The sequence below is a fragment of the Clostridium sp. HCS.1 genome (genome assembly GCF_047900555.1).
In the GTDB taxonomy this organism is placed as follows: Bacteria; Bacillota; Clostridia; order Clostridiales; family Clostridiaceae; genus Clostridium.
In genome coordinates, this window is sequence record NZ_CP170704.1 from 3,044,308 (window position 1) to 3,059,893 (window position 15,586).

Below are 15,586 nucleotides of genomic sequence, written 5' to 3' on the forward strand. Positions count from 1 at the left end.
CGTTTTACATAGCTTCTGCTTTAAAAGCTTCATATCCATTTTTTTGTATTTCATCTGCTAAACTAGCATCTCCAGTTTTAACTATCTTTCCGTTAACTAAAACATGAACATAGTCAGGATTTAATCCTTCAAGAATCTTATTGTTATGAGTTATTATTAAAACTCCATTTTCTTCATTAGCAAACATTTTAATCCCTTCAGATACTATTCTAACTGCATCTACGTCTAATCCTGAATCTGTTTCATCTAATATAGCTAATTTAGGATTTAACATAAGCATTTGTAGTATTTCATTTTTTTTCTTCTCTCCACCTGAAAATCCTACATTTAAATATCTTTTTGCATACTCAGGATTCATCTTTAATTCCTTCATATTGTTCTTTAAGTCCTTATCAAACTTTAAGTATTTAATTAATTGACCTTCTTTTGCAATTTTTGCACTTCTTATAAAGTTTTCCACTGTTATTCCTGGAACCTCTTCAGGTGTTTGAAAAGATAAAAATAAGCCTTTCTTAGCTCTTTCATCAGTTTTAAGTTCTGTAATGTCTTCACCCTCAAAAGTAATTTCTCCTGATACTCTTTCATACTTTGGGTGAGCCATTAAAATGTTAGCTAGAGTAGATTTCCCTGCTCCATTTGGTCCCATAATTACATGAATTTCACCTTTATTAATCTTTAAATCAAGTCCTTTTAATATTTCTTTACCTTCTACAGCTGTTTTTAATCCATTTATATTTAATAAAATATCCTTCATTTTTACATCTCCTTGTTACAGTTATCATTTATTTCATTTAAATCTTATCATTTTAGTCTGAATTAACTATATCATACTAAATTACTAAGAATTAATCAACTTTTTTTTAAATTATTATAGTACATAATAGTCAATTATATATTATTAAGTTATATTAGCTTTATATTGCTAATTTTTATTTCAATTTATACAAAAAAGGTGCAAATATCATATTTATTATTACTTTATAATAATCTTCTAATATAATTACTATAAAAAAAAGAAACTCTTTCGAGTTTCTGAATAACTATATTTCTAGTAATTTAAATACCATTATATAAATATTTTCATGTTTATAACCTTCAGAAGATCTTTTATATTTCTTTAGCTAAAACATACCTTCTTAATCCACCATATTTAATCTTGTCTTTTTTGATTTCATATCCTAATTTTTTAAATGTATCAACACTATATTTATTATATGGTGATGCTGTAGATGTTAATAATTTTACCTTATCATCCTTTGCTATCTCCTCTATCTTTTTACATAATATTCTTTGAAGTCCATTTCCTCTATAATCACTTCTAACAACTGTAGATTCAACTTGTGCAACTTTAAGTAACAGTTCTCCTTGTAATCCTAAGTCATATCCGTAATTTCCCTTTTCATATCCTTTTTTCACATAAACAGCCATTGCAATTAAAGTATCTTCTTCATCTACATATCCAATTATTTTGCCTCCACTTTTTAGGTAGTTAATAAATTCCTCTCTTTCAGTGGGAGCATATAATTGCTTATCCTCTAATCCATTAATAATTACTTCTTGTAATTCTATTATTTCATCTATATTATTTAAATTTAAAATTTTGTACCTAGCATTAACTATGTTACCAGATTTATTTTTAAGCTTTAGTATTTCTTCCAATTTTACCCCTCCCTTTTTCATCTATATTATCATATTTAAATAATCTTAAAGTTGTTAATAAAAAGGATATAAATATTATATTCCTTGCGACCTCGCAAGCTCCAAGTCACACTCACATGATATTTACCTCATTTTATTCAGATTTATATAAAACTACTTTTCTAAGAATTCAAATATTGTATCTAGATATTTTTCTAGTATATCATTATTCTCTAAATATATTTCATGCTTTGCCTTATTAAATTTAATTAATTTTGCTTTATTACATCCTTTAATAAACTTATTTATTCCTCTAGCTCCTACTAAATCATCTCTTCCACTTTGAAATAGTATTACTTCAGCATTAATTTTATTTATATTTTTCTTTTTTAATATATTTTTAATAGCCTTTAGAGATTCATAAAGCCATCTATAAGATCCTCCACCTCGTTGCAACTTTCCATTTCCAACTATCTCTCTATAATAATATTCATATCTACTTTCGTTTGATGTAGATGCTAAAAAGAAATCATAAGTACTATCATAAGGCATATTACCTAAAATAAATTCATCTCCCTTTCCCCTTAGTAATTGAAATTTAGCTAAGGTCCGTGCTAAAAAATTCGGAACTTTTCCCACAGATATTTGTAGCATAGGTGATGATAAAATAGCTTTCTTAAAATATTCAGGATATTTTTCAAGAAACATAATTCCAATTGCACCACCCATAGAATGGGAAAATAAAAATAACTCCTTTTTTTTATTTATTAATACCTCTTTATCTATGAATAACTTCAAGTCATTAACATAATAATTAAAATCTTCAACATTTATTTGTGTATTATTTTTTCCTAAACATCCTGATCTTCCATGGCCTCTATGCTCCATAATAAATGTAGAGTATCCTTCACTGGTAAAATAATATATTAATTCATAATATTTTTCTATACATTCTGTAAATCCATGTGAAATTACTATTCTTCCCTTTTCATTTTTCACTTTATATTTTTCAAAATATATTTTATTATTTTTCTCTCCTCTAAAATTCCCACAGGATTTTATATATGAAAGTTTTTTCTTAACATCACAAACAACATCTTCATCCATTCCAAAATTCATTATATATTTTTCATTTATCATTTGTTGTACCTCTTAAAATATGATACTTATTATATTTCCTCCTTTTATTAAATTTATTTATCTTTATATAAAAATAAAGAGCTGAAGCAGCTCCTATACTAAGAATTTAATATAAAATTTTGAATTGCTAGTAATGCTTTTACATCTATATTTTCCTTTGAAGCAATAAGTTCTTTTGCCTCCTCTTTGTTAAGCATAATTACTTCTATATCTTCATCTTCTTCTAGATTTTCATTAGAAATAATTCCTTTACATGTACATTTCACTAAGGCTATGGACTCATCTGTCATTCCTACTGACACATAGACTTTCTCACTTGTTCCTTCCTTATCTATTTCTATAAGGTCTAAGCCTGTTTCTTCTTTAAGCTCTCTCTTTACAGCTTCCTCAAAGCCTTCATTGCCATCAACTAATCCAGCTGGTAATTCTATAACATAATCATTAATAGGTACTCTAAATTGCCTAATAACAACTAACTTCTTTTCCTCTATATGCTCTGCAATTATTACAACTGCATCTATTTTATCTTCTTCATTTTTAAAAAATTTATTTTCTAGGCTTTCTAAATCCTTTCTTGAGGCTATTGTCCAATTTTTTAAATTTCCTTTTTTATTAATATAGTCTGCACTATATAATGATAAAAACTTATTTTGGGATAATACTCTAATTTTTTTAACTCTACTCATTTTTTCATCTCCATTATAGCTATAGTTTAATTATACCTTTTACTTATATTTTACTTTTATTTTACAATTCATTCAACTTTATCACTAGTATTCCTTCTATTATTGTTTTAAAATTAATATATTATACTAATTTACACATTGGAGGATATTGAGTTTGAAAGAAATAAATAAAAAATTTAAAGAAAATCTTTTATTAGGAACATATTTACTTATTCTTTATTTTATTTTGTTAAATATCAAATGGGTAATGGTAGCTTTAGGTAGTATTATAGGTATTATTAGTCCTTTTATAACTGCTTTTGCTATGGCATTTGTATTAAATTTACCAATGAAGTTTTTTGAAGATAAAGTTTTTAATTTTTTAGACAAGGAAAAATCTAGCTTTGTTAGAGGTCTTAAAAGACCCTTATCTATATTAGCCACATTTGTAACTGTAATAGGATTAATTGTAGCTTTAATTCTTTTTGTAGTTCCACAAATAGCTTCAAGTCTTTCTACATTACTTGATGCAGTACCTGGTTATATTGATTCCTTTGAAAAATTATTAAACCAATATCTTTCTTCTACAGAGATATTACAAAATATTTATGATACTTTAATGAATACATGGCAAGAGCTATTAAAATATTTTGCTAATTTCCTAAGCACCTCATTTACTGGTATTTTAAATACCACAGTTTCTATAACTAGTGGATTTATAAACTTTATATTATCATTAGTATTAACTATATATATGTTAGCTAGTAAAGAAACTTTAATATATCAAATTAAAAAAGTATTATATGCATTTTTAAACCATACTATTGTAGATAAAATTTTAAGTATAGGTAGACTTACAAATACAACTTTTGCTAAATTTATTACTGGTCAATGTATTGAAGCAGTTATTTTAGGTGTTTTATGTTTCCTTGGAATGACTATTTTTAAAATGCCATATTCATTATTAGTAAGTGTTCTTATAGGGGTAACGGCTTTAATTCCTGTCTTTGGAGCCTTTATAGGAACAATTCCAGCTGTATTCCTAATTCTTATAATAAACCCTATACAAGCCCTATGGTTTATAGTATTTATTTTATGCTTACAACAATTTGAAGGAAATATTATTTATCCAAGGGTTGTAGGTAATTCTGTTGGACTTTCAGCAATATGGGTAATGCTTGCAATGTTAGTTGGTGGTAGTACTTTAGGATTAATTGGAATGCTAATTGGAATTCCTCTATTCAGTGTAGCTTACCAGCTTATTAAGGATTATACTAATAAAAGATTAAATAAAAAAGAAGTAAAAATTTAAGGAAGTGATTATTTCACTTCCTTAATTTCATGTATTTTATTAAGTATTTCAAAACATAATTTATGAGTTTCTAATGAATCCTCTATTAGCAGATTATCTTGATTGTGATCTTTGACAGCCTTTATAAATTCTTTAATTATAACTTCAAAGCCTCTTCTGTAAAGAATAGTATCCCAGTCATTAAATTTTAGTAACTTTTCAGTATTTTCCGACAATATATTAGAGTTAACTAAGTCTTTTACTATTACTTTTGTTCCTGAAGTATAGTACTCTAGAACTTCTTCATTTGCTCCACTTTCTCTATTCATCATAGCAATACAAGTAGTTTTATCATTTCCTAAAGTGACAACTAAATTATATAATAAGCCATCCTTCTTTTTACCAGAAACATTTAATACTTCTAAATTATCTTTTGCTAAAAATCTAATTGTATCTAAAACATGTATAAAATCATCTAATACAAAAACAATTGGATCCTTAGGGCTATCTAGTCTATTTTTTTCTAATTTTATTATTGTTGGCAATCCCATATTTTCTAAATTAGAATACATAGGTGCAAATCTTCTATTAAATCCAACCATAAATATTTTATTCTTTGATTTAGCTAAATTTGATAATCTAACAGCATCTTCATAACTATAACTTATAGGTTTATCAACATATACATGAATATTATTATTTAATAATTTTTCGATTATTTCTGCATGACTTTCCGTGGCTGTATGAATAAATGCTGCTTCTATATTTTTATTTATTAATTCATCAACTGAAGCTACATATTCTGAAACTCTGTATTTCTCTGAGTAATACTTAAGCTTATTTATATTTCTAGTACAAAAAATTAATTCTACATCATCTAAAGATGTAACAACTGGTAAATATGCTTTTTCACAAATATTTCCTAATCCAATTATACCTATTTTCAAAACTTTCACCCCCAGCTTTATTAAATTAAAGTGTCTAATTTATTTTTATTCTCATTAATTACTTCTATAAACTTTTCTGCTATTTCAGGATCAAATTGTATCCCTTTATATTTTCTAATTTCTTCTATTGCTTCATCATATGTCTTTCTAACATTATAAGGCCTATTTGAAGTCATAGCATCAAAGCTATCTACAACGCAAAGCACCCTAGCCAAATAAGGAATTTCATTTCCTTTTAAGTTCCTTGGATATCCTGTACCATTATATTTCTCATGGTGATGTAATATTATAGGTATAACAGCTTCTAAGGACTTTACTGGTCTAATAATTTCTATACCATCTTCAGGATGTTTCTTAAGTGTTTCCCATTCTTCGTCATTTAAAGGCATCCTTTTAGTTAAAATTTCCTTAGAAATATTAATCTTACCTATGTCATGCATATAAGCACTATAAATTAGTATTTTCTTATCTTTTTCATTTAATTTTAGTTTTTCAGCTAGCAATCTACTATAAAGAACAACTCTTTCAGAATGTCCATATGTATATCTATCCTTAGCATTTATTACACTAATTAATGTCTTAATAGATGCAACTAACTCTATATCTTCTTTATCTATATCTGCACTTATTTCATCTAATATAGATGTGTATGTTTCAACTCTATTTTTCATAAAGAACTTAGCTCTATATAATGCATCATCTGCACTTTTTATAAGGGTAACATCATCCTTTGCTTTATCTGGATAAACAGATATACCCATAGAAGCAGTTAAAACACCATTAGGCTGGTTTTCTTCACCTACAAATTTAGTACTTTCTATAATTCTCCTAATTTTATCTGCTATAAGGACAGCTTCATCCTCAGTGGTATCAGGTAAAATAATTGCAAATTCTTCTCCACCATATCTAGCTGATATATCATTTTTTCTTAAATTTTCTCTCAATATTTTCCCTATAGTTTTTAAAACTTCATCTCCCATTTGATGTCCGTTTAAATCATTGTAATGCTTAAAATAATCTATATCAACAAATACCATAGAAACAGGTTTATTACTTTTCTTTGATAATGCTACTTTCTCTTTTAATTTATCATGAAAATATCTATGGTTATAAACTCCAGTTAAGCCATCCTTATTTACAAGCTCCTCTAATTTATTTATATGTTCTCCTTCAATTTTTACATAAAAACCTAATGGCCATGCAGTTAAAATAAATATTCCTGATAATATTAAATCATTTTGAAAATATTTATTAACTCCACCTGCATCTTTAAAGCAAATAATATCCATTGCTAATATTAAAACTGATGATATTATAGCAACTGTTATCCCATTTTTTAACCCAAGTTGTATAGTTGAAGTCATTATTATGAATAAAAATATATATTTATATTCACTTTCATTAGTTCCAGAAAAAATTATTGCCACAAAAAATATAGCAATAAAAACCAAATTTTCTATAAACATTATATATTTATAACTTTTTTTATTCATTCTATTTGTTGTAGGAAATGACCATAAAATATATATAAATAATAATATTAATACAGTTATCATTATTACTGTAGAAGCTGACTGAACATAAATAAAATTCCCCTTTATTTTATCTTCATTAAAAAAATATTGAAAAAATATAATTCCAGTAAACATTAATGAGGCTAATTTTACTATTGAAACCATATCATTTATTTCTTTTAATCTGTTATTTTTCATACTTACCATAGTCATCATCTCTTTCTATGCCAAATAAAGATCGGAAAAATCCGACCTTTATTTAATTATTCATCTCTTAAAGCTTTAGGCTCTTCTGGTTGAAACATTAACCAGTAACAAGCTGAAGTTGATACTACAGATGCAATTACTGTAGCAAAAGCTGCAACAGCCATTAATACTTTATTATTTAACTTTTTCATTTTTCCTCCTTATTATTTTAAGAATTTTTATTAATAAAGAGTCTATTTTATTAACTATAATATGACCATATTTTGTCAAAGTAAAAACTTGCCATAATATACCTACATAAATACAAAAACAATAAACTAACAATGAGTTAATATCTTTAATATAATAAATACTTATGTTGATAAATACTACAATCATATAAATAGATAAAATAATAATAGATCCTCTTTTTAATCTTTTTATTTTTTCCTTCTTTTTTATTGGTTTATTAGGACTATCCACTGGTGCTAACTTATAAATAATTATTAATGAAATAATATATAATAAAACTCCTATAATAGTTGTATAATTCACATTTAAAAATATTTTTTGTAATATATATGCTGGTATAACAGAAATTAATACGCCCAATATTGAACAATTAATTGAAGTACTTGCATGGGCTCCACCTGAAAATTTCCTTAAAATAGCTCCAGAAAAAGATATTATTAAGGCTTCAAACATTACATTAAATATTAAACCAACTATGGCTACCAATAATATTGAAAGTCCCATTTGAAAAAAAGCAAATATTCCATATTCAATAATACTTCTTTTGTCTTCATCTAATTTTAATTCTTCCTTTAAATCATTAGATATTTTTTTACTTAATAATTCTAAATTCATACTTTTTTATTCTTCCTTATCGTATTGTTAATTATATAGAATATTAATATTATAATTCCAGTAATTATCAAGGAAGGAATCCCCATGACTGATTTGTAAATTGGATTTTCAAATTGAATATTTAAATCAATATTCATAAAGGTAAGTATTAAAACATTTATTGCTTCTGATACAAACTGTATCAAGTATATAAATATAATGCTTTTTATAGCAACTAAAACTTCTATTTTATTATAAGAAACTACAATTAATAATAAAAATAATATAGATAGAACTATATGTACCCCATAATTTATTGGTAGCATTCTAACGGTGTATGTAATTAAAGAAAATATTAAACTTGTAATTACATACTTTTTATTATTTATCTTTGTTTTAGAAAAAATATAAATTGCTAATATAACTAAAAAACCTTCTGGTAATGCTCTTAATAGAAATTCTATTGGTTTTAATTGTAACATATTACGTCTCCTTTTTATCGAATTATTTGATACTGTTTTCATTAGTTAAATTTATATATTTTACTGTATTATATATAATAATAAATACAAATCCTCTTATAAATATATCTCCTAGGCTAAGAACGCTATACCCAATATCAAATATATCAGTTAAAAACTTTAATTTAGTTGAAGCATCCCCTAATATATGAATATCCTGGACCTTTGCAAAAGAATCAACTTTGGCATATCCAGTTAAATATGAAAGGCTTGGGAATACAGGCATATATCCATTATTTGCAGAAATTGCTAGATCATTTAATATTCCTCCTATAACAACAAATATTGATCCTACTATAGCTGAAACATATTGCCTATAAGTAAATATAAGTGGTAAATAGGAACATAGATATAATGTTTTTAATGTCCCTACATACTTAATCATACTATAATTTTCACTAAAAATATTAGCTTGTACAATTAAATAAACTACTTCCATAAATATAACTGGGTATATAGCCCATTTTTTAAATATTGGCTTTATCTTAAATTTCTTTACTTTACAAAATATTAATGAAATAATTATTGTTTCTAACATAGTTAAGTATTCACCTTTTACTTTAATGTAAATAAATATATTAAACATAATATTAATTATATTTAATTTTTATACAACAATTATACTATCAACTGTTATTCTTTTCCATAACTTTTTTATATTTTTATTAAATAAATATGATTATATATATTTTAGTTGAAAAAAACAAAAAAATAGGGAAATATATTTAAATAAATCCCCCTATTTATTAGATAATACTATTTTTTGTATTTGACATGTAAAATATCATGAGCTATATCACTATTAGGCTTAATGAGGTATTCATTATAAAGTTCTTTTATCATTGGATTTTCATGGGCTTTTCTAATTGACTTTTCCTTATCTTCCATATAAATAGATTCCATTCTACTTTTTAATATTTCTCTATTTGCTTTAATGTAAGGTTGGCCACCTCCATTAATACATCCTCCGAGGCAAGCCATAACTTCTATAAATTGATATTTTGATTTTCCATTTCTTACATCATCCATTACTTTCTTTGCATTTCCAAGAGAACTAACTACAGCTATATTTATTTCTTTACCATTAAAATCTATTTTAGCTTCTTTAATACCATCTAGACCTCTTACAGCTTCAAAGTCAACTTTTTCTAAAGTTTCTCCTGTAATCCATTCATAAGATGTTCTTAAAGCAGCTTCCATAACTCCACCACTGGCTCCAAATATAGCACCTGCTCCACTTGCTACTCCTAAAGGATTATCAAAATCTCTATCTGGAAGATTAACTATATTAATTCCTGCTTCTCTTATTAATTTAGCAAGTTCTCTTGTAGTTATTACTATATCAACATCTCTTGTTCCATTTTCATCTTTCATTTCCACTCTGTTAGCTTCTTGCTTTTTTGATATACATGGCATAATTGATACAACTCTTATATCTTCTTTATTTAATCCTAGTTTATTTGGCAAATAATTTTTAGCAATGGCTCCAAACATTTGTTGTGGCGACTTACAAGTGGAAAGAAAATCTAGATTATTACCATAGTTATTTTCTGCATACTTTATCCAAGCTGGACAACAACTTGTAATAAGAGGTAAGTTTTTATCTGAAAAAAATCTTTTTAAAAATTCATTAGCCTCTTCCATCACAGTTAAATCTGCTGCAAAATCAGTATCAAATACTAAATCAAAACCTAATATTTTTAATGCATATACTATTTTACCTATAGATAATTTTCCAGACTCTAATCCAAATTCCTCTGCTAGTGCATATCTTACCGCTGGAGCTATTTGTGTTATAACATATTTATCGCTATCTAATATCTCCCAAACTTTTTGATACTTCATTTTTTCTCTTAAGGCACCAGTAGGACAAACAGCTATACATTGACCACAATAAGTACAATTAGTATTTTTTATACTTTCATCACCAAAAGTTGAAATATTACTTTTAAATCCTCTATTAGCTACTGTTATAGCGTTTACTTTTTGTACCTCATTACATACTGTTACACACCTTCTACATAGGATACATTTTTCTCTATCTCTTACGAATCCTTCAGAGATATCTAAATCAAATCTATTTCTTTCCCCTACATACGGATTTTCATATATTCCAAGTTCTGCAGCTAAATTCTGCAACTCACAAATGTTATTTTTTTCACATTTTAAGCAGTCCATAGGGTGATCTGATAATAAGAGTTCAGTTACAGTTCTCCGTGCTCTAATAGCCTTTAAAGAATTAGTTCTTATAGACATTCCTTCTTTTATTTCTGTAGCACAAGAAGGTACTAACCCTTCTTTTCCTTCAATTTCAACAACACATACTCTACAAGTTCCTTTGCAATTTCTTGTTTTTCCATCTACCATATAGAAATTACATAAAGTTGGTAAACTTATATCTACATCTTTTGCTGCATCTAAAATACTTGTCCCTTTCTCCACCTCTATATTAATACCATTTATCTTTGCATTAACCATTAATTATCCCCTCCTAAGCTAGTTTTAACTATGGCTTTAGCGGGACATGCTTCAAAGCATAATCCACATCTTATACATTTATCATTATCTATAAAATGCTTTTCTCTAAGTTTTCCCTTAATAGCTAATATTGGGCAAGCTCTTAAACACTTAGTACATCCAATACATTCATCTGTAATATCATATTTTAATAGCTGTTTACAAACTCCAGCTTTACATTTTTTATTTATTATATGCTCTTTATATTCATCTCTAAAAAATTTAATAGTACTAATTACAGGATTAGGGGCAGCTTCACCTAATCCACATAAAGATGTGTCTTTAACTACTTGACAAAGTTCCTCTAACTTATTCAAATCTTCTTCATTAGCTTTTCCTTTAGTTATTTTTTCTATTATTTCTAATATTCTTTTATTACCAATTCTGCATGGAGTACACTTTCCACAGGATTCATCAACACTAAATTCCAAATAGAATTTTGCTATGTCAACCATACAATTATCCTTATCCATTACTATCATTCCTCCAGAACCCATCATTGAGCCAATGTCAGTAAGGGTATCATATTCTATTGGTAAATCTAAATATTCTATAGGAATACATCCACCTGATGGTCCTCCTGTTTGAATAGCTTTTAGTTCATTATTATCTGATAATCCACCACCTATTTCATATACTATATCTCTTAGTGGAATACCCATTGGAACCTCAACTAATCCTACATTATTTATATTTCCTGCTAATGCAAATACCTTTGTTCCTGTTGATTTTTTTGCTCCTATACTACTATACCAACCAGCACCATTGTTAATTATTTGACTAATGTTTGCGAAAGTTTCCACATTATTAACACAAGTAGGCCTTTGCCATAATCCCTTTTCTGAAGTTCTAGGAGGTTTCATAGTAGGCTCTCCCCTTTGTCCTTCTATAGAATGTATTAAAGCAGTTGCTTCTCCGCATACAAAGGCTCCAGCACCATACTTAATTTCAATATCGAAATCAAAACCAGTATTTAATATATTTTCCCCAAGCAACCCCAAACTTCTAGCTTGAGAAATTGCAATCTTTAATCTATGCACCGCTAAGGGATACTCTGCCCTAATATAAATGTATCCCTTACTTGCTCCTATAGCATATCCACAAATAGCCATGGCTTCTAATACACAGTTAGGATCTCCTTCTAATATAGCTCTATCCATAAATGCTCCTGGATCCCCTTCATCTGCATTACAAATTACATACTTTATATCTCCCTCAGATCTTCTTGCAGTTTCCCATTTCCTACCTGTTGGGAAGCCACCGCCACCTCTTCCTCTTAATCCAGATTCAGTAACTTCTTTTATAACTTCCTCTTTAGTCATAGATGTTATAGCTTTTCCTAAAGCAGTATAAGCTCCAACTGCCAAAGCATCTTCTATATTTTCTGGATCTATAACTCCACAATTTTTTAAGGCTATTTTAACTTGTTTCTTATAAAAGGGTATTTCTTCTTTTACTTTTATTCTTTCTTTAGTATCTTTATCTTCATATAATAATCTTTCAACCACTTCCTCATTAAGTATATGACTTTCTATTATTTCTTTCACATCATCTTCTTTAACTTCAATATAAAAAACCTTATCAGGCATAATTTCTATTACTGGCCCCTTAGCACAAAATCCAAAGCATCCAGTCATTATGATTTTTATTTTTTCTTCTAGTCCTAATCTTTCTATCTCTTCTCTAAATCTTTCCTGTATTTTATCTGCATTTGATGCTTTACAACCAGGTCCACCACAAATTAATATATGTCTTTCTTCTATTTTCCCCTTATTAAACTTATCTGGATTTTGTCTTACTTCAATTTTACTTTTACATTCACTAACCCTTTGTAATAGCTCTTTATAATCTATAATTTTTTCCATATCAGCCTTGCTCCCTTAAATCATTAATTAATTCAGTAACTTTAGTTTTAGTAAAATGTCCATAAACCTTGTCATTAACTAGTACTACTGGTGCAATAGCGCAAGAACCTACACATCTTAAAGTATCTAATGTAAATAATCCATCTTCTGTGGTTTCTCCATCTTTTATACCTAAGACTTTTCTAAAATCTTCTACTATATCATTTGCTCCTCTTACAAAGCAAGCAGTTCCAGTGCAAATACTAATTACATATTTTCCTTTTGGATGGGTAGAAAAATATGAATAAAAAGTTATTACACCATAAACCTTTGAAACTGGTATATTTAACATTTCTGCTATATACTCCTGCACTTCCCTTCCCAAATATCCATAAAGGTTCTGAGCCTGATGTAAAACTGCAATTAAGGAGCTTTCATCATCATTTCCTTCTTGAATAAATGATTCTAAATCTTTGAACTTACAACACCTGTCCATTAAATCATCTCCCACAAACAAACTTTTATAATATCCAAAATATTCCATATATTGTATATTATCATATATGTTATATTAATTAAATAAAAAAATTGCATCCTAACATTATAATTAGAATGCAATTAAAATATTCCTAATTTTCAAACTTTTTAATATAAAATAAATTCAGCTATAAAGCTGAATTTTATACTTAATTTTTTATTAATAATAGAATAATTGATATTAAACTAAAAGCTAAGCTAACCATGTTTATATATGTTACAACTTGCTTTGGAGTAAATCCCTTTGATTCTAATCTATAATGGATTTGACTTCTATCTGCTTGATATACTGGCTTTCCATCAATAAATCTTTTTACTATAACAAAGAGATTATCAAAAATAGGGATTGCTAATGCTAATATAGGTATAAATATACTCATTAATGTAGCTTGTTTAAAAGCTCCATCTAAAGCAATTATACTTAAAATGAAACCTAAAAAGTTTGCACCTGAATCTCCCATAAAAATCTTAGCAGGGTACCTATTATATTTTAAAAATCCAAGTGTAACTCCAGAAACAATTAGTGACATAGTAATAGACTCACTTTGTTTCAATATAATTGCTGCTCCTGCAAAGGTAATAGATGATATGAGAGACAATCCCCCAGCAAGTCCATCCATTCCATCTGACCAATTAATAACTGTTGTTACACCAAATATCCATGTAATTGTTAATATTAATTGTAAAATATTTGATAATACTATATATTCACCTGTAAAGGGATTAGTAAATCCTCTAAATACAATTCCAGCACTATATATTATAAATGCTGCTATTAATTGAACTATCAATCTTGGGTATATTGGAAATTCCTTTCCTCTAGTTTTATAATAATCATCAACTAATCCTATTACTAAAATTAATAATGACCCTATAAATATCCAAATTTTCTCCTTTGTTAATGTGTAGTTATTTATTAAAAAATAAACTATAAAAAATCCTATAAACATTGCTAATCCACCACAAAGTGGAGTTTCTTTATTATGTTTTTTTCTTTTTGTTGGTTTATCAGTAAAACTAAATTTAGTAGATAATTTCATTAACCAGGGTGTTATAAAATAAACTATTAAAAATGATAATACTAAAGATAAAATATATCTCATAATATGCTCCTTAAAACCTACTGCTATTTTATTATGTAAATAATTATTATCTAATTATACTATTATCACCTATTTTTATCAATGACAAAAGGATGACGATTTATTTTTAAAATTATAAATGGGTATAAAACTCATTTAATAGTTTTATACCCATTTCACATTTTGTTATTCTTTTTATATTATACAATAAATTTGTTAGCTTTTTGCTTGTATTATATCTTTAACTTTCATAAGTCTAGTTAAAGCTCCTCTTTCATTTTCATCTAACTTCATTCTAATATATTTAATAGTTTCTTGTAATGAAGGTATAGTCATATATTCAAGGGCATTAACTCTTCTTCTAGTCTTTTCAATCTCATCTGCCATTAGCTGAGTTGATTTTTCAACTTCTGCTAATTCTAATAATTTAGGTAACATATTATATAATTTAGCAATAGAATCATCTAACTCTGATGATGTTGTTGCAAAACCATATGGGAATATACTACCTTCATCACCTTCAAGCTGCCTATGAAAATCCATTTTAGGAACATTAACACTCATTATATTTTTAGTTCCTACTTCAACAGATATACTTTCTTTTGGATAAGCTACTGCTTCTTCTAAAAATTCTGAGCTCATAACAGCTCTAGCCATAACAAAATCCTTAAGTGCTCCTTGAAGCTCTGCTTCTACAGATTTTCTTAATTCATTATTATATTTGACAAGATTAACGAATTGTCTCATAAGCTCATCTTGCTTATCCTTTAAAAGTTTATGTCCTCTTGTTGCTGTAGCTAATCTTTTCTTTAGCTTAGACATCTCCATTCTAGTAGGATTGACATTTAATCTTGCCAT

Annotated in this window: 16 protein-coding genes; 1 reads left to right on the top strand and 15 read right to left on the bottom strand. The window is 27.0% G+C overall.

The window, feature by feature from the left end:
- Positions 1 to 4 precede the first annotated feature (4 nt).
- From sufC to ACFYH6_RS14545, 4 genes are all read right to left on the bottom strand, one after another.
- On the bottom strand, positions 5 to 754 hold the full coding sequence (gene sufC / locus ACFYH6_RS14530; RefSeq protein WP_316342146.1) for a Fe-S cluster assembly ATPase SufC: 750 nt from the start codon (positions 752 to 754) through the stop codon (positions 5 to 7).
- A 353-nt stretch (positions 755 to 1,107) separates the two neighbouring features.
- On the bottom strand, positions 1,108 to 1,659 hold the full coding sequence (locus tag ACFYH6_RS14535) for a GNAT family N-acetyltransferase (protein ID WP_416178244.1): 552 nt from the start codon (positions 1,657 to 1,659) through the stop codon (positions 1,108 to 1,110).
- Positions 1,660 to 1,812: 153 nt separating this feature from the next.
- Positions 1,813 to 2,778, bottom strand: a complete 966-nt coding sequence (locus tag ACFYH6_RS14540; RefSeq protein ID WP_316342144.1) for an alpha/beta hydrolase — start codon at positions 2,776 to 2,778, stop codon at positions 1,813 to 1,815.
- Positions 2,779 to 2,876: 98 nt separating this feature from the next.
- Positions 2,877 to 3,464 carry an NUDIX hydrolase gene (locus ACFYH6_RS14545; RefSeq protein WP_316342143.1) on the bottom strand — a complete coding sequence of 196 codons (588 nt, stop codon included), beginning with the start codon at positions 3,462 to 3,464 and terminating at the stop codon, positions 2,877 to 2,879.
- Between the two features lie 154 nt (positions 3,465 to 3,618).
- Here ACFYH6_RS14545 and ACFYH6_RS14550 point away from each other — a divergent pair, with 154 nt between their 5' ends.
- Positions 3,619 to 4,755, top strand: coding sequence for an AI-2E family transporter (locus ACFYH6_RS14550; RefSeq protein ID WP_416178243.1), 1,137 nt, complete (start codon positions 3,619 to 3,621; stop codon positions 4,753 to 4,755).
- An 8-nt stretch (positions 4,756 to 4,763) separates the two neighbouring features.
- On the opposite strand, the gene ACFYH6_RS14555 is transcribed toward ACFYH6_RS14550, so the two are convergent.
- The 11 genes from ACFYH6_RS14555 to ACFYH6_RS14605 form a co-directional block, all read right to left on the bottom strand.
- Positions 4,764 to 5,681: a Gfo/Idh/MocA family protein gene (locus ACFYH6_RS14555; RefSeq protein WP_416178242.1), complete on the bottom strand. Its 918-nt coding sequence runs from the start codon at positions 5,679 to 5,681 to the stop codon at positions 4,764 to 4,766.
- A 20-nt stretch (positions 5,682 to 5,701) separates the two neighbouring features.
- A complete protein-coding gene (locus tag ACFYH6_RS14560) occupies positions 5,702 to 7,402 on the bottom strand; it encodes an HD-GYP domain-containing protein (RefSeq protein ID WP_416178241.1) in 1,701 nt (566 codons plus the stop codon).
- 56 nt (positions 7,403 to 7,458) lie between these two features.
- On the bottom strand, positions 7,459 to 7,593 hold the full coding sequence (locus ACFYH6_RS14565; RefSeq protein ID WP_416178240.1) for a cyclic lactone autoinducer peptide: 135 nt from the start codon (positions 7,591 to 7,593) through the stop codon (positions 7,459 to 7,461).
- Positions 7,577 to 8,248: an accessory gene regulator ArgB-like protein gene (locus ACFYH6_RS14570; RefSeq protein ID WP_416178239.1), complete on the bottom strand. Its 672-nt coding sequence runs from the start codon at positions 8,246 to 8,248 to the stop codon at positions 7,577 to 7,579. The genes ACFYH6_RS14565 and ACFYH6_RS14570 overlap by 17 nt, the downstream gene beginning before the upstream one ends.
- A complete protein-coding gene (locus ACFYH6_RS14575) occupies positions 8,245 to 8,709 on the bottom strand; it encodes a hypothetical protein (RefSeq protein ID WP_416178238.1) in 465 nt (154 codons plus the stop codon). The genes ACFYH6_RS14570 and ACFYH6_RS14575 overlap by 4 nt, the downstream gene beginning before the upstream one ends.
- A 22-nt stretch (positions 8,710 to 8,731) precedes the next feature.
- Positions 8,732 to 9,286 carry a DUF5317 family protein gene (locus ACFYH6_RS14580; protein ID WP_416178237.1) on the bottom strand — a complete coding sequence of 185 codons (555 nt, stop codon included), beginning with the start codon at positions 9,284 to 9,286 and terminating at the stop codon, positions 8,732 to 8,734.
- 218 nt (positions 9,287 to 9,504) lie between these two features.
- Positions 9,505 to 11,226 (bottom strand): NADH-dependent [FeFe] hydrogenase, group A6, encoded by a 1,722-nt coding sequence (locus ACFYH6_RS14585; protein ID WP_416178236.1) that lies wholly within the window; start codon positions 11,224 to 11,226, stop codon positions 9,505 to 9,507.
- Positions 11,226 to 13,130 (bottom strand): NADH-ubiquinone oxidoreductase-F iron-sulfur binding region domain-containing protein, encoded by a 1,905-nt coding sequence (locus ACFYH6_RS14590; RefSeq protein WP_416178235.1) that lies wholly within the window; start codon positions 13,128 to 13,130, stop codon positions 11,226 to 11,228. The genes ACFYH6_RS14585 and ACFYH6_RS14590 overlap by 1 nt, the downstream gene beginning before the upstream one ends.
- Before the next feature lies 1 nt (position 13,131).
- The gene (gene nuoE / locus ACFYH6_RS14595; RefSeq protein WP_416178234.1) at positions 13,132 to 13,605 is read right to left on the bottom strand and encodes an NADH-quinone oxidoreductase subunit NuoE; all 474 of its coding nucleotides are present in this window, start codon (positions 13,603 to 13,605) and stop codon (positions 13,132 to 13,134) included.
- A 190-nt stretch (positions 13,606 to 13,795) separates the two neighbouring features.
- Complete coding sequence (locus tag ACFYH6_RS14600) at positions 13,796 to 14,749, bottom strand: MraY family glycosyltransferase (protein ID WP_416178233.1); 954 nt, start codon at positions 14,747 to 14,749, stop codon at positions 13,796 to 13,798.
- 195 nt (positions 14,750 to 14,944) lie between these two features.
- Positions 14,945 to 15,586 (bottom strand): V-type ATP synthase subunit D, encoded by a 642-nt coding sequence (locus ACFYH6_RS14605; protein ID WP_316344170.1) that lies wholly within the window; start codon positions 15,584 to 15,586, stop codon positions 14,945 to 14,947.